Source organism: Stenotrophomonas genospecies 5 (assembly GCF_054473825.1).
Window position 1 is genome coordinate 114211 of record NZ_JBTMUW010000001.1, and the last position, 20453, is coordinate 134663.

At 64.7% G+C, this 20453-nt stretch carries 13 protein-coding genes; 5 read left to right on the forward strand and 8 right to left on the reverse strand.

Features of this window, described 5'->3' with window-relative positions; genetic code table 11:
* Positions 1-161 precede the first annotated feature (161 nt).
* The 3 genes from ACX9OW_RS00555 (at position 162) to mobF (ending at position 6059) form a co-directional block, all read left to right on the forward strand.
* Positions 162-1181, forward strand: coding sequence for an ankyrin repeat domain-containing protein (locus ACX9OW_RS00555; protein ID WP_459061747.1), 1020 nt, complete (start codon positions 162-164; stop codon positions 1179-1181).
* A complete protein-coding gene (locus ACX9OW_RS00560) occupies positions 1159-3069 on the forward strand; it encodes a type IV secretion system DNA-binding domain-containing protein (protein ID WP_459061748.1) in 1911 nt (636 codons plus the stop codon). The genes ACX9OW_RS00555 and ACX9OW_RS00560 overlap by 23 nt, the downstream gene beginning before the upstream one ends.
* Positions 3070-3131: 62 nt before the next feature.
* Positions 3132-6059: a MobF family relaxase gene (gene mobF, locus ACX9OW_RS00565; RefSeq protein WP_459061749.1), complete on the forward strand. Its 2928-nt coding sequence runs from the start codon at positions 3132-3134 to the stop codon at positions 6057-6059.
* Between the two features lie 177 nt (positions 6060-6236).
* Here mobF and ACX9OW_RS00570 read toward each other — a convergent pair whose 3' ends face one another.
* From ACX9OW_RS00570 to ACX9OW_RS00580, 3 genes are all read right to left on the reverse strand, one after another.
* A complete protein-coding gene (locus ACX9OW_RS00570) occupies positions 6237-6719 on the reverse strand; it encodes a GIY-YIG nuclease family protein (protein ID WP_459061750.1) in 483 nt (160 codons plus the stop codon).
* Positions 6720-6851: 132 nt separating this feature from the next.
* A complete protein-coding gene (locus tag ACX9OW_RS00575) occupies positions 6852-8543 on the reverse strand; it encodes a YadA-like family protein (protein WP_459061751.1) in 1692 nt (563 codons plus the stop codon).
* Positions 8544-8608: 65 nt separating this feature from the next.
* A complete protein-coding gene (locus tag ACX9OW_RS00580; protein ID WP_459061752.1) occupies positions 8609-9364 on the reverse strand; it encodes a M15 family metallopeptidase in 756 nt (251 codons plus the stop codon).
* 626 nt (positions 9365-9990) lie between these two features.
* Between ACX9OW_RS00580 and ACX9OW_RS00585 the strand changes: the two genes are divergently transcribed.
* Together ACX9OW_RS00585 and ACX9OW_RS00590 are read left to right on the forward strand one after the other, a co-directional pair.
* On the forward strand, positions 9991-10566 hold the full coding sequence (locus ACX9OW_RS00585; RefSeq protein ID WP_459061753.1) for a DUF6624 domain-containing protein: 576 nt from the start codon (positions 9991-9993) through the stop codon (positions 10564-10566).
* Between the two features lie 191 nt (positions 10567-10757).
* Positions 10758-13583 (forward strand): M16 family metallopeptidase, encoded by a 2826-nt coding sequence (locus ACX9OW_RS00590; RefSeq protein WP_459061754.1) that lies wholly within the window; start codon positions 10758-10760, stop codon positions 13581-13583.
* Between the two features lie 18 nt (positions 13584-13601).
* Here ACX9OW_RS00590 and ACX9OW_RS00595 read toward each other — a convergent pair whose 3' ends face one another.
* From ACX9OW_RS00595 to ACX9OW_RS00615, 5 genes are all read right to left on the reverse strand, one after another.
* Positions 13602-13883, reverse strand: coding sequence for a hypothetical protein (locus tag ACX9OW_RS00595; protein ID WP_146256219.1), 282 nt, complete (start codon positions 13881-13883; stop codon positions 13602-13604).
* Entirely contained in the window at positions 13873-14529 is a 657-nt protein-coding gene (locus ACX9OW_RS00600) for a chemotaxis protein CheW (RefSeq protein ID WP_459061755.1), read from the reverse strand. Before ACX9OW_RS00600 ends, ACX9OW_RS00595 begins: the two co-directional genes overlap by 11 nt.
* A gap of 229 nt (positions 14530-14758) precedes the next feature.
* On the reverse strand, positions 14759-16144 hold the full coding sequence (locus ACX9OW_RS00605) for an EAL domain-containing protein (protein ID WP_459061756.1): 1386 nt from the start codon (positions 16142-16144) through the stop codon (positions 14759-14761).
* A 51-nt stretch (positions 16145-16195) separates the two neighbouring features.
* Positions 16196-18073, reverse strand: coding sequence for a S8 family peptidase (locus ACX9OW_RS00610; RefSeq protein ID WP_164150750.1), 1878 nt, complete (start codon positions 18071-18073; stop codon positions 16196-16198).
* 59 nt (positions 18074-18132) lie between these two features.
* Positions 18133-20424: an ESPR-type extended signal peptide-containing protein gene (locus ACX9OW_RS00615; protein WP_111185865.1), complete on the reverse strand. Its 2292-nt coding sequence runs from the start codon at positions 20422-20424 to the stop codon at positions 18133-18135.
* Positions 20425-20453: the final 29 nt, after the last annotated feature.

Sequence of the window (20453 nt, forward strand, 5' to 3'; positions counted from 1 at the left end):
TCTGCACACCGTCTCGCTTTTCCTGCAAACCGCGGTTTTGGTTGGCGCGGCTTTCATCATCAAGATCGCTTGCTGATTGCCAAAACCGAAAAAGACGGTATGCAAAGGGGATGGAACCCCAACACGACAATCCAGTAGGCAACCCAGGTGGGGGCGATTTCTTGAATCGTCCCCACGAGCCGTTGCTTTATCCCATTCTCCACCCTCTGACGCTGGCCCAGTTCTACGGGAAGCATCACGCGGCCGCCGCTGCCGCCGACGCGCGGGAGGCGTTGGATCTGGCCACGCGGTTCTGCCGAGAGGCCCAGGTTTCCGGGTTGGACACCCAAACCGACGCTGGTTTTGACTGGGTGCTGACCCCCAGCCGTTTCTCGAACCGCATTTCCGTTGAGTTGGGGCAGGGCGGCCACGCCGCATTGCTTCAGGTCGATCCGGACCTGTCCGCTCACCCGCTCGACGCAGCCATCCATGCAGGCGTGCTGGGCCACAAGCCCCTAGCCTCCGCTTACGCCTTGCTCCCGGCCGAGCAGCGGGATGGGCTGTTGAGAGAACTGCGGGAATCCATCGACCAGGTTCAGTCGAACCGTGCCGCAGCGAAGCAGCTCCAGACCCTCCGAGCCCTGCCTGAACTGCCGGTGCCGTCTCAGCCGCCTCTGGACATCGCCCAACTGCTCCGGCGGTTTGAGGTCCCCGATGCCCAAGCCCGGTTGGCGGCGGACCACGTCAAGGCAACCTATGGAGGAGCGCTGACCACGATGCATGGTAGCCAGGTTCTGGCAGCAGCCCATGCGCATGCCCCGCACTTGGGGCTATACGGAGCCCCTTGGCAGACCTGGCTTTGCGAGAACGCCACGACCGGGAACCTCGATGGGGTGGAGGCCTGTTTGCGCATGCATGCCGAGCCCAATGTGCCCGACGCCAACGGCGAGACGCCGCTACACCTCGCCGCGCGCCACGGCCACCCCGGCATCGTTCGTCGGTTGATTGAGGCCGGCGCGGATCCAGCATTGGGCAACCCCCGCGGGGAAACTCCCCTACATGTGGCGGCCCAGCACAAACGCGCGCAGTGCTGCCTGGAGCTCATGGCTGCAGGCGCGGATCCTGGGCAGTTGGATCGTGAGGGGCGCAAGCCGGGCGACGCTCACCGGGAGAAGGCACTTGAGCAAGTCCACGGTCTATGACTGCTGGAGCTGGACGGTCCCGTCGAGCATCGAGCCGAGCCGCGAAGTCCGTTATTGGCCCCAGGCGTTGCTTTCCGGTTCGGTCATCGCCGCACTGACCTACCCAGCCGCGCTTTGGTTGGGCTGGCAGGTGCCCAGCAGCCACACCCTCATGAACTACGGCCAGGCCCTCACCGGCAGCCTGGCAGCGCTGGGGAACGTTGCCACCGGCACCATCTCCTTCCGAGAGCCTGCCGCGGCGTTCTGGGAGGTGGCCAAGGAGCAAGCCACGTTTGGCACGTTGGCACGGGTCGGCGTCGCGGCGGGCTTGGCCGGGTGGGCGTCGGCTTGGGTGACGCGTCGGGGGTTAATCCCGCGCTCAAATACCTGGCATGTGTCCGGCGCTGAACTGCTGCAGGGGGAACGAGCCCTGGCCGAGGCCCGCCGACGCTCGCTGACGAAGAAGGAGCAGCGGGGCGAGCTGCATGCCTTGTCATTGCACCCCGACTGGACTGTCAGCAAGAAGCTGCTGGCCCGTCACATGTTCATCTACGGTAGCGTGGGAATGGGCAAGTCAGTCATCTTGAAGCACCTGCTGGAACAGGTTGTTCGGCTCGACAAAAAGGCATTCATCTACGACATCAAGGGCGACTTCACTTCGATCTTTGAACGGCCAGCGATTGTCTGTCCGTTCGATAAGCGCAGTTGGATTTGGGATGTTGGCCAGGACGTAGCGACGCAAACCCAGGCTGCCGCGTTTTCCCAATCCATCATCCCCCCGGAGGAGGGCAGCGGCGCATTCTGGGCGTCTGCGGCGCAAGCCTTGCTGGAAGGGTGCGTGCGCGAACTCCAGGCCACGAAGGGCAAGAACTGGGGGTGGGCAGACTTGGCCGCGTTGGTTGCCCGTCCCGCTGAACCGATGGCTAAAGCACTGTCGCTCTACTACCCCCGAGCCGCCGCTCTCATTTCCAACCCCGACAGCAACACCACATCGAGCTGCATGGCCGTCCTCGCGAATGGAACCGCGGTCATCGAGCGCCTGGCCCTGGCCTGGCCGGAGCGCAAGCCGGACCGCATGTTCTCCATGCTGGATTGGATCAAAGATTCTTATGAGGGTAGGAAGCAAGTGATCGTCCAGAGCGGACCGGACGAGGTGTTGGCGCGCAGTTACATCTCCGCCATGATCAACGTGGCCGTGCCCGAGATCATTTCGCCCAGCTTGCCAGATGATGAAAGCGGTCGGTTCCTGGGGTTCTTTTTCGATGAGCTAAGCTCCGTCGGCCAGCTCAAAATTGAGCCGTTGCTGGCGCTAGGTCGGTCGAAAGGCGTAGTGGCTTGTATGGCCGTCCAAGACTGGTCACAGGTCGAGAAGGTCTACGGCGACAAGACCGCGCAGGCGTTTTCTGGGTTGGTTGGCACACACATTATTTGCCAGCTCCAGGTTGGCGAGACCCGAGAGAAGATCTCCCGGAACCTGGGCAAGCGCACCGTGGCTTGGCGCACGCATGACGACAAGGCGACCGTCCACGAGGAGTCGAAATCCGTTGTTCCGCCAGGGCGCCTCACCGACGATCTGGGCTTCCGCAAAGGAAAGGCTTACGGCAAAGAACGTTGGGGTATCCGGGCCATCGTGCAGACCACGGGCGATTTGTTGTTGCTGGACTGGCCGGGTGTGAGCTATCCCAAGGTTCGAGAGGGGCAGAAGCGGGCGAGGTGGACGAAGCAGGGGGCGCGCCCGGTGGAGCAAAAGCCCATGCCACCGAGCGACGCGCAGAGCGCTGCAGAGGTCCAGCGGGTGCTGAAGATGACCGCCGATCAGGCCGCCGCGGAGCTGCAAAAACGTGGTGCCACGCCGCCGAAGCTCCGCGCCGTTTCAGACGACGAGCTGGAAGCAATCTTCCGCAAGTAGTGGGGTTGTGGAGTCGCTGGGTTTTGGTAGATCTGAAGGGATACCCATTCCTGGAGGACTCCATGTTCAACGTCACGGCATTGACCGCTCAAGGCACGGACAGCAAGTCCGGCGCGGCCGTGGTCGAGTATCTGATGCTCACCGAGTATTACCTCGACAAAGACGGGAACGCGCAGGACACCATGGCCTGGGGCGGCAAGATGGCCGCGCACCTCAATCTCTTGTCCACGGCGGTAACACGGGAGAGCATGAGCAAGCTGGCCGAAGGATTCGCCCCCCAGACAGGGAGGGCGCTTTGCCAGAACGCAGGCCAGAAAGGCAAGGTGCGGCCAAAGGTGGACAAGAACGGGGATCCCGTCCTGGACGCCCAAGGCAAGCCCGAGGTCGTGGTGGTCGGCGGCCACCGGGTCGGCTACGACGTCACGGTGTCGGCGCCCAAGGACGTTGGGATTCTCTTTGCAATGGAGTCGCCAGAACGGCGCGATGCCGTGCTCAAGGCGCACCAAGCCGCCTCTGCAGAAGCGATGAACCGGCTGGAACAGATGGTTGAGACTCGACGGGGAAAGGGCGGCAAGGACGTGATCGGCGTGAAGGGCCTGGTGTGGTCAAGCCACCAGCACTTCGCCGGGCGTGACCTCGACATGGATCTGCACACCCACCATCTCGTTTATGGGGTGGCGCTGGGAGCCGATGGCAAGGAATCGACCTTCGATGCCGTCGAAATCTATCGCCATGCCCGGGCCATGGATGAAATCTACAAGCTGGAGCTCTACAAGAACCTTCAAGGGTTGGGCTATCAGGTCGAGCACGTCCGAGAACTGGACGACGACGGCAAGGAGACCAACCGATCCTACGCACGCCTTGCGGGCATCGACCAGGACGTCATCGACCACTTCAGCAAGCGCCGGAAGGCCCTGCTCGAATACGCGGAGCAGCATGGGGTCAGCACCCAACAGGCGAACAAGGCCACGCGGAAGCACAAGAACGAGCCCACTTACACGGAGTTGGTCGAGCACTGGCAGGAGGCTTTGAAGGACTTCGAGCTGACGCCGGAGACGTTGAAAGCAGCGCGGGGGAACCTGGACAAGGTGGAACACAAGAGCGACGCCGAGCTGCTGGAACTGCTCCACGAGAACGAAGCCGTGTTCAACGACATTGATTTGGTGCGGGTGCTGGGAATGGAATACGCCGGCAAGTTGGACGCGGCCGGACTCCATGCCCGCATTGAGCAGTTCAAGCAAGACAATGGGCTGGTGCTGGTCAACGCCGAGCGCTTGGCAGACGAAGACCGGGGGCAGACACTGGCCCGCAAGCACACGGAAGACCGGTTCTGCGCGCCATGGATGTTGCAAGCGGAGCAAGCGGTGGTGGACATCGCCAACCGCCGGGCCAACGAGACCCAGCACCATGCTTCGCAGGCCACGGTGGATCGCGTCATTGAGGACTACCAGAAAGCCAAGGGCTTCCAGCTCTCGCAAGAGCAGTTGGTGGCCGTGAACCACATCTGTCGCGGCAGTGGCGGGGTGGCAAACTTGAGCGGCTTAGCAGGCACCGGCAAGACCACGATTTCCGAGCTCTACAAGGAAGCGCTGGAATCTGAGGGGATGGTGCTGCTGGGGGTGTGCGTGTCGAACAAAGCCGCCCAGAAGTTGGAAGTGGAATCAGGGATGCCCTCAACCTCCATGGCACAGATGCTTCACGACTTGGCCGAAGGCAAGCGCGAACTCCAGCCCAACGACGTGCTGGTCATTGACGAAGCCGGCATGGTGGACACCCGCGACACCCGAGCCTTGTTGGCCTACGCAGAGAAAGCGAAATCCAAGGTCATCCTTCAAGGCGACGCCGAGCAACTGCAGCCCATCGGGGCCGGGTCCGGTTTTCAGCTCACCAAGCAAGCGGTGGGCGATGTGAAGTTGACCGAGATTCGCCGACAGGCGCGGCAGGAGGACCGCGAGACGGCGATGGGGTTCTACGCCAAAAACGAGAACGGTGAAGTGGTCGATCTGAAAAAGGGCACCCGCAGCCGGCGCGAAACCTTGGAGCTGGGCGATGAGCAGAAGGAGCGCCTGATGGACTCCATCGTGGAAGCCCACTCGCAGGAGAAATGCATCGAGCGCCTGGTGAACGACTACTTCAAGAATCCAGCGGCGCTGGACGACAAGCTGGTGCTGGCCCACAGCCGGGCCGAGGTCGGCGCTCTCAACGCAGGGATTCGAAAAGGCCTCAAAGAACGCGGCGAGATCGGCACGGATGAGGTGGTGGTGGAGGGGCGCGTCAATGGACGAAAGTTCGATCTGGCCTTGGTGGAGGGAGATCGGGTGATGTTCACAGCCAAACGCAAGGACTTGGGTGTGGTCAATGGCACCCAGGCCACCATCCAATCCATCAAAGCGTCGCGCTCGGGCGGCTACGATATCGTCGGCACCTTGCGTTCGGAGAACCCAAAGGAGAATGGGCGCAAGGTGGTGTGGAACACGCACGAGCACAAGGCGGTGGTCCACGACTACGCGGTGACCGTCCACAAGAGCCAAGGGCAGGGCAAGCGCGAAGTGTTCCACCTTATGAACCTTGGGATGATGGACAACGCCAGTTCGCTGGTGGCCTTTACCCGTTTGACTAAAGGGAGCTACAAGCTGTATGGCACCTACGATGACGTGGAGCAACTCAACACCCGCTTGGGGTTGGAGCGATTGAAGGCGACCGTTCTGGACGCGGGGCTAAAAGACGATCCGCAACGGCCGGTTGTCCAGCGCCTTGGGGCAGCTGCACGCCCCACCACTCAACGCCCAGCCGCTCAGCGAACGCGCATCCAAGGCAAGCTCGACGCGCTGCTGAAGGAGCACGCGGAACGCCCAAAACCGCAGAGGAGCGAGGGCGAGCGCAAGGCCCGTTGGCTGCTGGAAGTGCTGGAGCCGTTGCGGCGGGCGCGCAAGGCCTCTCCCAAGCTGCCGGCGCAGTCCCCGAAACACAGGCAGGGCTTCTCGTTGTGAGCAGCAGGCTGGGCGGCCATGCCGCCCATGTGCTTTTCTCTCCACACCGCTTTTGCTTAGAGGCGCGGCCACTGGCCGCGTTCTTTTTGACACCAAAGCAACGTCAAAAGCGGCATGGAGCAAAAGCGCATGGAGGGTGGGGCAGGGCGGCCCGCGGCTTCCGCCGGGGCCCTTGCTTTACAGGGTGGCCATGACCACGGCCTGCAGCACTATCACCGCCACGCCGAAAAGGAAGGGGTAGAGGAACAGCCATTTGAAGAGCCCCCAAGCCAGGGACGACGGAGCCCCCGCCGAGCGGCGCGGAACCGCCTCGGGCCACGCATACCCCGCCGCCAAGGACTTCATGTAACCAGTGGTGCGCCTGCGGGGATCGCGGATAAGAATGCCCGGTGGCTTGCTATAGATTCGCCAGCCATGCTGAAAGGCTTTGTAACGCCAAGCGTATTCGTGAGCCTCCGCATCGGCTTGGGTGCCGGTCATGCTCGACAGCGGCACGAACGAGAATCGGCGCCCCTGCCAGCCCCCACGAGCGCTGCGGTGCTGCTGCTCGCGTTGGTTTAAGTCGACGGTCTGCCCCACGTAGCAGCACCCGTTGTCAAAGAACAAGCCGTAGAGATGGCGTGGGCGGGACAGGTATTTCTGATTGCGTTTCCAGTTCAAAGGTCCTCCCAAGATGGGTATACCTACATACCCATAAAAGAAAGATCCGATTCGTCAAGGCTCGCCACGAACAAAGGCCCCGAAGGGCCCTTGCCGAGATACGATCACCTCCGTTTTCCACCACGCAATCGTTTAACGCCCCAGGTTGATGCTCAGGCCGAACCCGGCCACCGGCTTGTTGCCAGAGCCGAAGGACAGGCCCGCCGAGACGCTGACCTTCTCGCTGACTCGTGCTCCCCAGCCCACGGCCATTGCAGCACTGCCACCCGAGAACCCCACGCCCACGTTCAGGTTCACCTGGCCAACGGCCGTGCCCCCGTTCTGGGCCGCAGCGGTGGCCATCTGGCTCATCGCTCCCAGTTGGGCGCTCAAACCGTTGATCCGGCGATCCTGGTGCCGCAAACGGCGGTCGGTGTCGGTCCAGCGGTCATCCCAGACCTGCTGCATTTCATAGACCTGCCCACCGTTCACGGCGTCCGTGGAGCCCTGTTCGATGCGCCCCGGAGCCACGCTGGTCACGCGCTGATTGCCCGCGTTGACGCCCGCGGTGGTCACCGAAGGGCCGCCTTGGACGGTCACGCCCTGGGCGTTGACCGTGGTCTTGCCGACCTGGACAGAGCCTTGGTCGGACAACTGCACGTTGTCGCTGACCGCCACCGTTTGGGTGCCGTCCGTGTTGTCGGTCACCTCGACGTTCTTGCCCGCCTTTACAGTCGAGCCCGAGCCGGTCCCGGCGGTTCCATCCACCCCATCGGTGCCGGCAGGCCCTTGGACCCCTGGCTCCCCTTTCAGGCTTGCCAGCCAATCTTGTTCATTCCCTTGGAAGCCGTTGGCCAAGGCCACCTCGTAAGCGCTCAACCCATCCGCGCCGCGCGGGCCTGGCGTGCCCGAGCCGCTGCCTGGGTTTTGCTCAAGCGAAGTCACGCGTCCGTCCAGATCGTCCAATGCGGCTCCCACGGTTTGATGCGTGGCACCGCTGCGGAACTGATAGATGGGCGCGACAAAGTTGCCGTTGACGAACGTGGCGCCACCGCCCAGCGCTTGAGTAGCCTGTTGGACCTGTCCGAGGTTTGCGACGTCGGTGTCCGAGGTGCCGGCGCGAACGTTGGTGATTCGGCGGGTGCTCTGGCCCCCGTCCTGAGAAGTGGATCCCACGCTGACTTCGTCGCTGGCCCAGCAACGGCTATGAGAACCCAAAGCGACGCAATCCTGCGCTCGGGCCTCAGCCCCAACGCCTAGTGCAAGTGACTGAAATGCATCGGCAACGGCAGAACTGCCTATGGCGACTGCATGGTCAGCGTTTGCCTCTGCCAAGGTGCCTTGAGCAATCGATGCATTGCCCCGCGAACGGCTGAAGTAGCCAAAGGACATGGAAAGATCCCCACTGGCTTGCGCCTGCACCCCTTGAGCCAACGATTTAACACCGGTCGCGACGGCTTGTTGTCCAACGGCTACCGCATCTTCGCCACCAGCAAAACTCAAAGTGCCGATGGCAACAGTCCTCGCTGCCGCGGCATTCGCGGCTTGGCCAATGGCCATCGAGTTCTGGCCCGATGCCTGAGCATTGGTGCCAGACGCCACCGCGTTGTCTGCGGAGGCGGTGGCTTGAACACCCGTGGCGACGGCCCCGTTCCCGGAGGCATTGGCATAAGCCCCCGTTGCAGTGGCATTCGGGGCTGAGGCTTGGGCGTATTCCCCGGTCGCCGTCGAGTTAGGCTCCGAAGCCATGGCCCCTGTTCCCGTGGCGGTTTGAGCAAACGATGGAGAGGCAAACAACGAGGCCCCCATCAAAGCCGTTAAAATCGAAACGCGAAGCGAAGACATGGAAACCCTCCGGAGTATGGACTGATACTTCATCCATAACAGGCGATTGCATTTCCGCAAGTCGATCAGGTGATCTTTTTCAAGGTGTTAGGGAAAGTTGCAAAACAAACCCGCGCCGGGAGCGCCCAGTTCCAGGCCATCCGGTTTTCATTGCCCCAGGCCAAGCACGCCGTTTCCATGCCAGTAGGACACCAAGCCGGTGCCAGCGCACGGGCAAGCACTTCAGAAGAGGGTGTCCCGGTCACTGGAGGAAACGCGCCCGGCTTGCGCCCCTGCCGGTAGGCCCACTTGGCTTGGCCGCACTCGGCTTTCAGCTCGACGTGCGGATAGTCTTTCGGGCTGGTCCATCGGCCGCCCCAGTTCAGCCCCACGATCTCCGCCAGCTCCCCAAAGCGTTGATAGCCGGCCATCACATGGGCATCGTCGAGGTTCCAGCTGGGCTCCCCATTGACGAACACGGCGGCATCCAGGGCCAGCCCGAAGTTGTGGCAGCTGGAGAATGCCCCAACGCTGGTCACGCCAGACCCGGAGGCAAGCAGGGCCGCCTGGCGCTCGGGGCTTCGATACCCTTCCACGGGCCGCACATCAAACCCTTCCGCGGCCAGTTGGGCCTGGACGGCTTCCACCTTTTCCCGCAGCGCTGGGGAAACCCCTTTCCACGTCCTTTCGCTTTTAGGGTGGAAGAACCGGTAAATGGCGCCGTGCGGCTTCGGGGTTTGGAAAACCCAGGGGCTGCTGGGCTTGGGTTTGGGTTGAACAGTCGAACAACCGGCCAAGGCCAGGCAGGCCAGAACGGCGGCGATGGTAACGCGGGGCTGCATGCTTTCCTCCCAGAAAGAACAATGGATGCTTTCAGGGGTAGTAGATTTTCGGGAAAGCGCAAGCGGGCGAAAACAAAAAAAAGCCCCCGAACAACCGGGGGAGGAGGCCTGCAGCTCGGGGGCTTAGTGGGGCAGGGAAAAGGAGTAAGAAACCCTGCCCCGTTGCAAGCCATAGCATGCAATCAAGGGCTGTCAATCGCCCCTGTCATCTCGCCGGAAGCGCGGAGCGGCTGCGTAGCAACGTTGTAGAGATGAAGCTCCTCGCCAGGGCTGACCTGAGTAAAGTCCATATAAAATCAATGGCTTGAAAGCATACGCCCACTATGCTTCATGAGGGGCGTGTGCTCTGCACTGGCCTTCGATGCAGACGGTTTCGCTTTTGAATCAGTGGTTTGCAAGAGAGCTTCCTACCGGTTGTAGCGGTCGATCCGGGGCCACGCCGGCGGCAGTGACTCAAACAGGATCACATTGATGGCGCGACAGGCACACAGCGGATCGACCATGGATACGGTTGTTGCGACGCAGGCAGATGCCCGGCGCCGCCGACGCACCAAGTTTAAGCCGACCTACCGGCAAATCTGCCAACTGGGCATTATCGGCTGAGACATCACGCAGGAGATGGAGCTGTGACGCGGCGATTCGGTCCATTGTGGGTGATTGCAATCCTCTTCGCGCCCCTGGCTGCCAGCGGTGGGACGCCCACTGACCCCGAGCTGCGCGGTGAGCTCCTGCGGATGAAGGATGCCGATCAGGCGGTGCGGGATCTGCCGCTGACCACCGAGGGCGAGGAGAGCGTGCTCAGTGCCGTCGATGCGGTGCACACCGCTCGGCTGAAGGCGATCGTTGCGGCCCATGGCTGGCCGACCGTGGCGCAGGTGGGCCAGGACGGGGCGGACGCGGCCTGGCTGCTGGCCCAGCATGCCGACAAGGATCCGGCGTTCCAGCGCTCTGTTGCGGAAGCCATGGAGCCCTTGGTAGCGACGGGGCAGGTCAAAGCGTCCAGTTACGCCTACCTCTGGGACCGCACCCACGACCCCCAGCGCTATGGAACGCAGGGGCGTTGTGCAGACCCGGGGCGTTGGGAACCACGCGCGGTTGAAGCCCCTGGGACGCTTGACGAGCGTCGCGCTCGAATGGGCCTGGCGCCCATGGCGGAGTATCAAGCGATGGTCTCCAGGCATTGCGAGCAGTTTGGACGTTAAGATCGGATCCGCAATTGCGGCACTGCGCGCGGAGAGGCAGGGGTGAGGCCTGCTTTTCTGGAATGGACCTTGGCAGCCCCAGACAACTCCGGTGGGCCAACGTGGTGTTGCAAGGCTTGCGGATGGGCAACGACTTGGCGGGGGATGGACGCATGGGCGCTTTCGTAGGTGGTGCGAAGAGGCTGCTTTGGATGGTGCTGGCAGTTGGCGCTTTCACGGTGCCAGTGGCGGCGCGCGACATGGCAGCGGCGTCGCACGCTCCGGCTGCAGCTCCGCACGCGATGGACATCCCCTTCGAGCGCTTCACGCTCCCCAATGGGCTGCGTGTCATCGTGCACACCGACCGGAAGGCCCCCATCGTGGCAGTTCACCTGTGGTATCAGGTCGGATCCGGTGATGAGCCTGCCGGTCGCACGGGTTTTGCGCACATCTTCGAGCATTTGATGTTCCGCGGCACCGAGCATTACCGCGACGCCTACTACGGCCCGCTGCAACGCGTCGGCGCCACCGACGTCAATGCCACGGTTACACCGGAGCGCACCAACTACATGCAGGTGGTTCCATCGACGGCGCTGGACCTGGCGCTCTGGATGGAGTCCGATCGCATGGGTCATCTGCTGGGTGCCATCGACCAGAAGGCGCTGGACACCGAACGGGGCATTGTCGAGAACGAGAAGCTGCAGCGGCGTGGCGTGCCTTACGGACTCGTATGGGAGCAGCTCTCCCGGTCAAGCTACCCGCCGGGGCACCCGTACCATCATTCGACTTTCGGATCCGCACGCGATCTGCAGGCGGCCACACTTGCCGACGTCCAGGATTGGTTCCGGACCTGGTACGGCCCAAACAACGCGGTGCTGGTGCTGTCAGGCGATGTCGGCGTTGAAGAGGCCAGGAAGAAGGTCGAGTCCTATTTCGGGCATATCCCAGCGGCGCCCGACGTAACAAGGGATCCCGTGGACGTCGCCAAGCGGGCTTCCACCACCCGGGAAACGTTGTCCGATCAGGTCCCTCAAGCGCGCGTTCACCGCACATGGAACATCGCAGCTCGTGGGACGCCGGACTTTGATCAACTGCGGGTGTTGGCTCACATTCTGGGAGGAGGCAATGCCTCCCGGCTGGGCAAGCGCCTGGTGCACTCCGATCAACTTGCCACTGACGTCACGGCCGAGGCAGGGGGGCAGCTCGGATCGCGCTTCATGATCGTCGCCAACGTGCGCGACGGTGTCGACCCGTCGGCCGTGGAAACCGCCATCGAGGTGGAGCTTCAGCGTCTGCTGAAGGAAGGCCCCACCCTCGATGAGGTGCAACGTGCGCGGACCGCGATGCGGGCCGAGTTCGTGAAGAGCATCGAGCGTAACGGTGGGATGGACGGCAAGGCGGAAGTGCTCGCCGCCTGTGAGGTATTTGAAGGCGATGCAGGCTGTTATCGGCGGTCCGCTGACGTGGTGGCAGCAGCCGCGCCCGACCAGCTGGTTCGCGTCGCTCGCCGTTGGCTGGGGCAGGGGGATCACATCCTGACGGTCATTCCAGGTGCCCGCGCTGCGTTCGCTGAGGAGGCCGAGCCGGCTGACGCGGTGTCCCACGCGCAAAGCCCAGGCAAAAGCCATCGCGCTGCAGCACCGGGCGTGGATCGCAGCGCAGGGCCGCCGTTTCCTGAAAGCTATCCGGAGTTGAGATTCCCTGCGATCGAGCGGGCGGCGCTGTCGAACGGCACCCACGTGATACTGGCTCGACGGGAGGACGTCCCGCTTGTTCGCATGTCGTATCAGTTCCCGGTGGATCCCGCGGCAACTGCGGGTCTGGCAGACATGGCGTTCAGCATGCTGGCGGAGGGGGCAGGGGATTACGATGCCCTGGCGTTCGCGGCGCGCGCTGAATCGCTGGGGGCGGAGCTGGGTTCCAGTGTCGACGTGGGCAGCGGCGCGGTGACCCTGGTCGGTCTCAGAGACACGCTTGACGATTCGGTTGCGCTGTACGCGGACATGTTGCGCCGACCGCGTTTTGAGCCGGCAGCAATGGAGCGCATGCGTGTGGGCAGGCAGGGCGCCCTTCGAGAGGACGCGGCCAACCCGCAACGCTTGGCCACGAGCCTTCTCCCTGCGTTGCTGTTCGGGCTGGATCACCCTTACGCGCAAGCCTTCGGACGCGGCACCGTGGCCTCCGTGGAGGCTTTGCGCCGCGATGACCTCGTGGAGTTCCACCGCGCCTGGATCCGACCGGAGCGGGGCACGCTTGTCGTGGTCGGGGATACGACGCTCCAGGAGCTGATCCCGGTCCTTGAGAGGCATCTGGGCGACTGGCGCGGGTCGGGTGGGATCCCTGAGGTGCGCATCGACGACCGCCTGCCCGCGCAGGCGAGGCCACGGGTGTTTCTGGTCGACAGCCCTGGCGCTCTGCAGGCCACCCTGGTGGCCGGGCAGCTGGTCGCGCCGAGTTCAGACCCCCGGACGTTGGCCTTCGAGGTCGCCAATTCCGTCCTGGGGGGATCGCCAAGCGCGCGCCTCAACATGAATCTGCGAGAGGCCAAGGGCTGGTCCTACGGCGTGATCTCCAGTGCCGCCAATGCCCCGATAGCGCGACCCTGGCGCGTGGTGGCGCCGGTGCAGTCCGACCGCGTGGCGGAGGCCATGGCGGAGATTCAGCGTGAGATTGCGGAGTACGCGTCCGGACCGGCGCCTGCCAGACAGGACGAGGTTGCACGCTTCCGGGACAGCCAGGTGCGGCGTCTGGCGGGCAGTTTCGAGACACGGGAGGCCGTCGCTTTGGAGATCGCAGACATCGTGCGGTTCGACCGGCCAGACGATTGGACCACACAGCGCAGCAGCGCTCTCCGACAACTCGATCTCAACGAGGTCCGGGCCACTGCTGCCGCGCTGGATGCCGACAGGTTGACGTGGGTCGTGGTGGGTGACCTGTCCCGTGTCGAGGCACCCGTGCGCGCCATGGGCTTCGGGGAGGCAACAGTGGTTGACTCACAAGGACATCGTATCGGCGGGCGGCCCGACGAGACGCGCTGAGTCGCACACTCCTCCGGTTCAGGCCGATGGTGGAGGGGAGCGAATGCCGGCCAGCGGATCCCGCAGGATGCCGAGCCAAGGCTCGACGATCTGCTCGAATGCAAAAACGTGTTCCCGGTGCAGGTCCATGCCGCTGAGGTAGTGGCGGATGCTGCGTTCGAATTCATCGGCCGCGTCCAGATTGCCTGCGTTCGTGCGGAGCAGAAGAACGGTGGCCGCTTCCAGTGCCGCCACACGGACATGCATCCGGTTCATGGCCCCCTGGAGGCGCAGCAAGGCATCCCGCGTCTCAGTGTTCATCGGACCTCCCGGGGAAGATCGCTGCATCGGTCCGCGAACCTGCGAGCCGCCGCTGGAGAGTGAGAGCGACGCTCTGATCAATGAGGGCAACCTCCTGGTTGGATGCCAGGCAGACCCGGTGGCTGCAGAGCGGCAATCCCTGCCCATCGTTGCTGATGGGGTGGACGTGGCCGAGCGGGACACTCTCGATGGTGAGCACCTCGTCAAGCGCCAGGGCGACAAGCTGGACGCCAGCCTGCACCAGCAGCATCGCCGGGCAGCGGGCACCGCAGCGGGTGCCGCCCGTGACAAGGCCAAGATCCACGACGGGCACCGTCTGCCCGCGTACGGACACGCTGGACAGGCCGTCCGTACCCCGGGTCAGAGCCTCCGGACCACGTATTTCCACCGCCGATTCAACATCGATCCCGAACAGCGCCGCACCGGCACGAACAACCACCAGTTCCAGGAACGGCTGCGGTGACGCGTGGTGCGCGGGAGCGGTGGCAAGCGAGGGGGCACGGTGGTCGATGGCGTCCGCGCGGGGAAAACGCTTGACGAACTCCTCGAAGCGCATGCGGCTGACCGCCTGCCGGTTGTGGCAGCAGGGGCAGACCAGGATCCCTGCGCCGCGCAGATCGGTCAGGCCTGCGCCCGCCTTCAGCATCGAGGTGTGGTTGCATGCACGGCATGTTGCTTGCACGGCGTGCAGGCGTGTCAGCGCTCCTTCAGTGGTCAGGTCTCCCTGAACAAGGCGAAGCAGAAAGGAACCTGTGTTGGCCACTGGCAGACTTCTCGGATGGATCAGGAGCAGGCAACTGCCCCGGGATTCTCGGCGGCTTCCATGAAGGGATCAAACGCACGCCGCGCAGTCCATCCGCGGGTGCAGGCCTGGCTCATTCGAGCAGGTGGGGTGCAACAGTGAGTCTATCGGTCAGTTCGGTCGCACTGATGGGCCTGCACAATGCAAAGCCCTGGATCTGGTCGCATCCGAGCTCCCGCAGCGTGGTGACCTGGTCGGCGGTTTCAGCCCCCTCAGCGACGGCGGTGTAGCCCAGATCATGGGCCAGGCCGATGATGGCACGGACTTTCAGGCGGGCCCGCGTGTCGGTCGAGATTCCATCAATCAGCGATTTGTCCAGCTTCAGCGTGTGGATCGGCAGTTCGGTCAGGTATGCGAAGTTGCTGTAGCCGCTGCCGAAGTCGTCCAATGCCAGGCGGATTCCCGCCGATGCCATCCGCCTGAGCTGCTCGCCGGGCACGGAGTTCACCCTCAACCATTCTCCTTCGGTGATCTCGATTTCGAGGTCGCTGCAGCGCAGCCCCTCGGCATGGATCCTGGCGACCAGCGCATCGGCCATGCCGGCACGGGCCACATTCCGTGCAGACAGATTGATCGACAGGCCCAGCGTGATGCCGTCGCGTCTCCAGCATGACAGCTGCTCCAGCGCTCGGTCGACGACCCACTCCGTGACCTTCTCCATCAGTGCGTTACGTTCGAATACCGGGATGAATTCGGCAGGGCTGACCGGGCCAAGCCGAGGATGATCCCAGCGGATCAGCGCCTCCGCTGACACCGCACTGAGATCAGACCCGCGGAAACGAGGCTGGTAGAGCAGATGGAATTCGTCGTGGCGCAGGCCGTCGCGGGCGCCAGCAAGCAGGTGATACTCGCGCCGCAGACTTTCATCGCGCGGGGCGGAGTACCAGCAGTAGGTGACCTGGCTGGACACTGCCCAGTGAAGTCCCACGAACATCCCGCGGATGATGTTGTCGGCGCTGTCCTTGCCGGTTTCGGCCTGGCAGAGGCCGACGTGGACGAGAGGCCGGAGGGGCTGCGCTGCACCCTCCCTGGGCTGCGTCAGGCGCAGGTGCAGCGCTTCCACCAGGCGCTCGACGGCGTCACGGGTGGGCAGCTCCACGATGAAGGCGAAACGGCTGCCGCCCATATGGTGGACGTCCGCCTGGCCGTCCAGGGCGGCCTCGATGCGTGCTGCGTCCTGCCTGACCCGCGTCTCCAGCGAGGCCATGCCGAAGGCCTGACAGGGCTCGGCATTCGGCAGGTCAAGGACATCGACGAGGACGGCGACGGGCGATCGGCCCGGTAACCGGGGTGATCGTGTGGTGTAGTCGATCGTGAAGGTATGTCTGTCCAGCAGCCCGCTGGAGTGCCCGTGGCGGCTGGACAACGCATGCGGCCGCAGGGGGCGTGTCACCGCCCCGATGAGGGACGGCAACGTGCGCCGATCAGTCAAGGAGAGTTTCCTGGGCAGGCTTTCCATCGAAGGACCCCGGGCATCGAGGGCGGCGCGGAGTGGCGCCGCCCTTGAGGCTTACTGCCGGGCTACCAGGGTCAACCCGGAATATGTTCCCGTTAGGCGGATCATGTAGGTGACCGCCGAGGGCGAGCCGATCCGCACCGACTCCGAATTGGTCGGTCGGGTTGATTTCGCATCGTAATCGGAGGCGCTGGGGACGCGCTGCGCCGCTACATACAGCGATACGTCGCCTTTGCCGCCCAGCGTCATGATGGTCAACGGTGTGCCGGCCCGGGCGGTGAAACTGTAGGTCCGCTCTGCGGAGGTGCTTGACAGCCCGCGCAGTTCGACTGCATTGCTCAGTTCCACATTCGGCGGGGTGCAGCTCTCGACGGTGGGATCGCAGGGTTCGGTGGTCGCGGCGGTTACCAGTGCATTGGCGTCGAGGATTCCCGCGCCCATCGGTGTGCTGGTGGGAATGCTGGCCGGGAAAGGACGCGCAGTGGATTTCAGCAGGTCCCGCATCTGATCCCAGCGCAGCGGCGTGGTGGCCACGCTCTGGACCAGCGCTGCCGCCGCGGCCACATGGGGCGATGCCATCGAGGTGCCGGTATATCCCCCGATGCCGAACTCGGTCGTGGGGCGGGTGGTGCCCGTGTTGACGATCTGGAAGATGTAGCCGTTCGGGTCTCCATCAACACCTCCACCGCCACCTGGCGCGGACAGATCCACCCGGTTGCCCCAGCTGGAGTAGCTGGCCTTGCCGCCGGTGACACGCGTGGCGCCGACGCTGATCACATCCTTGCAGGAGGACATCGTGTAGGTGCCGGCATCGGCGTTGGAGTTGCCGGCTGCCACCACCACCATCGCACCGCGTCGGTTCACTTCGTCGATGGCGTCCTGGTAGATCTGCGGGCAGGCGTCGGGCCCATTGCTGCCCAGGCTCATGTTGAGCACTTCTGCCGGATTGGCATTGACCGGCAGGCCGGCAACGGTCGCACCGACCGCCCACAACATGCCATCGGCAATGTCGCTGCCGTACCCGCCACACGAACCCAGCACACGCACCGGCAGAATCCTGGCGTTGTGGGCAAGACCGGCCAGGCCGACACCGTTGTTGGTCTGCTGCGCGACGGTACCGGAGACGTGGGTGCCGTGCCAGGAGCTGTCGCGGGCGGCGTGCGGAGGCGCGCCCAGCGCGGTGCAGTAATTGGCTTCCATCCAGTCGCCCTGGTCCCAGCCACCGGCGACGCGGGCGTCGGTGTCGCGACGGGAGATCAAGCGGTCGGAGATCATGTCATAGCCCGGCAGCACGTTGTCCTTCAGGTCGGGCGTGTTTTCCACGACGCCGGTGTCGATCACCGCCACCACGACGCCTGCGCCGGTGGAGATGTCCCACGCCTGGTCGGCGCGTACTCCACCGGTCTGATCGTGGAAGTTCCACTGCAGCTGGGCATATTGAGGATCATTCGGGATCAGTTTCGGCTGCACCATGCCGCGCCCGGTGTCGAGCGCCTGGTAGAGCCGGTCCACTTCGACCGACGTCACGCCGGGTTCGGCCGCCAGCTCGCGGACGAAGGCTGCCGTCTCGGCGGAGTTGAGCCGGCGTGAGGTCTGCACCACGTACCAGCCAGGTACGGCCATGTTGCGCAGGACACTGGCCCTGGCGGCCGGACGGGCGGCTGCGCGTGCCGTCGCCGCAGCCGCCGTGGTGATGCCTGAACGCTGCGCCGAGCTGGCGAGCGACTGCGTCAACAGGCTGCGTGACTGGGTGGTGGTGCCGGTGGTCTTGACGATGAAGCGCTGGCCGACCGACGGCTGGGCGGTCGATGTGGCGGCAGCCACGTTGCGCTTGATCACCTTGCTGGTATCCAGGCGTGGTGCGGCATGGGCGGCGCTGGTGGTGATCAACACCGAAGCGATTGCAGCGGCCAGTGAGGTGTGGATGGACATGGTGGGTCTCCAGGAAAAGGGTGAAGCGCGTCGGAGCGGGAGTGGTCGGTGTCGCTCTGTCACAGGTCGATGCCGAAGCCCACGCCTGCGGAGGATTCGCCACCACTGAAGGCCCCGCCCAGACTGAAGGAGCCGCGTTCCCCGATCTTCCGTGCATAGCCCACCGACAGCGCCTGCTCGCCGCTCTGGAAGCCCGCACCGACCGCAATGCGCCCGCGTTCGCTGCGGGTGCCTGCGGCGTTGGTCGCCATGTTCAGCATCGCCGCGCTCATCGCACCCTGGCGGTCCAGGCGGCGATCGACCGAGCTGAGGCGGCGGTCCACGTCCGTACGATAGGTTTCGAAGGAATCGTTCAATGCGGTGAACCGTGCATCGGTATAGGATTTCGCCGCGTTGACACCGGCATTGACCTGGCCCACGTTCGCCGCATCGGTCGCCTGGGTACCGGCGGCCACATGGGTGATCTGGCGCTCCGCACCGCTGGCACCGACCGACACCGTGTCGGCGCGATCGGCGACCGAGCCGCGCCCCAATGCGACGGCGTTGTCGGCGGTGACGCTGGCACCTTGGCCGAGTGCGGTGCCGGAAGCGCTGCTGACGGAGGCCGACTCACCCAGGGCCACGGCGTTGCTGGCCTGGGCACTGATGCGGCTGTTGGCACCGACGGCCGTGCTGCCGTCGGCATTGACCCGCGCGTTGCCGCCCAACGCCGTGTCGTTGGGTCCATGGGCGTAGGCGCCGGCGCCCAGCGCCACGCTGTTGTCCGCGTTGGCGGTCGCGCCGGATCCCACTGCCACAGCGTTGGTCCCTTCGCCCGCCTGGGCTGCGGAATCGCCTCCCACGGCGACCTGATCGTTGCGGCCATGACCTGCACCGACATCCGCCTCGATGTCATCCAGTCGGGTGGTCAGCCTGCCGATCTGCACATCGATGGCTGCGAAACTGTCGGCGAAATTGCCGAGCGCACCCGACACCGCATCCAGCTGTGCCTTGTTGACCGCATCGGTTGCCGCCGTACCGGCCGCCACGTTGACGATCTGGCGTTCGCTGCCTGCGCGTCCCACCGAGATGGTGTTGTCACGATCGGCGTAAGAGCCTGCACCGAGCGCCACCGCGCGGTCGACGGGGTGGGTCACGCCGTCGACGAACGACGGGTCGCCCACGGTTGCACCGCCGCCGATCGCCACCGACTCGCTGCCCCACACGTCCGAATCCGTGCCGATCGCCACGCTGTTGGTGAACAGCCGCGGTGTATCCCCCCAGAAATCGCCATTCCAGGTCATGCCGTCACCGACCACCACGCTGCCTTTGCCGGCGGCCCAGGCGCCATAACCGACTGCGGTGGCGCCCTCGATCAGGGCCAGCGCGTTGGCGCCCAGGGCCGTGGTGTTGAGCGCGCCCGCCCGGGCATTGCTGCCCACGGCCACGGTCAGGTCGTACAGGGCCAGTGCGCCCGAACCGAACGCATTGGAGAACTCGCCCAGAGCCTGGGCCCGGTCACCGACGGCCATGGCGTCATATGCGCTGGCCACCGCGCGGTAGCCGATCGCGGTGGAGCGGATAGCGCTGGCACTGGCCAGCCCGCCCAGGGAGATTGCTGCATAGGCGGTGGACTGCGCGCCGCCGCCGACGGCCACCGAAAGGCGACCGGTGGCCTGCGTGTTCTGCAGCAGCTGGCCGGCAAAACCTTCCCCGATCTGGTCCTCCAGATCGTCGGCAATGCCGCCGATCGCCACGCTGGATTTGCCGCTGCCCAGGGCGCCGGCGCCCCCGGCAGTGGCAAAGTCACCTTCGGCCTGCGCGCCGGCGCCCAGCGCCGTGGACGCCACGCCGGTGGCGGCGGTCTGCTGGAACAGCACTACGCCATACGGGTTCTGCGACTGGTAGTCGATGTCCAGCATGCCGCCGATCGCGGTGCTCGAGTCGGCGATGGCCAGCGCTTCATTGCCCACCGCGGTGGCGCGGTTGGCGTAGGCCACGCTGCCGGCGCCAAGCGCGGTCGTGCCTTCCCCGACCGCGGCGCTCGCCTCGCCTGCGGCCAGCGCGTTGTCGCCGTCGGCGTAGGCGCCGGCATTGCTGTCCTCGCTGCCGGTGGCGGCGAGGTAGGGCACTGGATCAGCCTCGACATCGGCGGCGTACACGATCTGCTCCGGCGCGGACACCTGCTCGACGCCCAGCGCCGTGACGATCCCGCTGGCCAGGGCGGAGCAGGACACCAGCAGCGAGCCGGTGGCCAGCAGCGCCGCGACCTGGCGGCGGCGCCCGGACCGCGTCCGGCTGCACGCGATTTCGGACACAACCACCTGCCGGCCCAGCGCGGCGTTCCACACGATACGGTAAATCCGGTTCATTGCTCTGATCCTCGATCTGGAGTGCAGGC

Coding starts and splice junctions, on each gene's coding strand:
- ACX9OW_RS00615 (WP_111185865.1), bottom strand. CDS start 20,424: ATGAACCGGATTTACCGTATCGTGTGGAACGCCGCGCTGGGCCGGCAG.
- ACX9OW_RS00590 (WP_459061754.1), top strand. CDS start 10,758: ATGGTGCTGGCAGTTGGCGCTTTCACGGTGCCAGTGGCGGCGCGCGAC.
- ACX9OW_RS00595 (WP_146256219.1), bottom strand. CDS start 13,883: ATGAACACTGAGACGCGGGATGCCTTGCTGCGCCTCCAGGGGGCCATG.
- mobF (WP_459061749.1), top strand. CDS start 3,132: ATGTTCAACGTCACGGCATTGACCGCTCAAGGCACGGACAGCAAGTCC.
- ACX9OW_RS00600 (WP_459061755.1), bottom strand. CDS start 14,529: ATGCTGAAGGCGGGCGCAGGCCTGACCGATCTGCGCGGCGCAGGGATC.
- ACX9OW_RS00610 (WP_164150750.1), bottom strand. CDS start 18,073: ATGTCCATCCACACCTCACTGGCCGCTGCAATCGCTTCGGTGTTGATC.
- ACX9OW_RS00605 (WP_459061756.1), bottom strand. CDS start 16,144: ATGGAAAGCCTGCCCAGGAAACTCTCCTTGACTGATCGGCGCACGTTG.
- ACX9OW_RS00580 (WP_459061752.1), bottom strand. CDS start 9,364: ATGCAGCCCCGCGTTACCATCGCCGCCGTTCTGGCCTGCCTGGCCTTG.
- ACX9OW_RS00575 (WP_459061751.1), bottom strand. CDS start 8,543: ATGTCTTCGCTTCGCGTTTCGATTTTAACGGCTTTGATGGGGGCCTCG.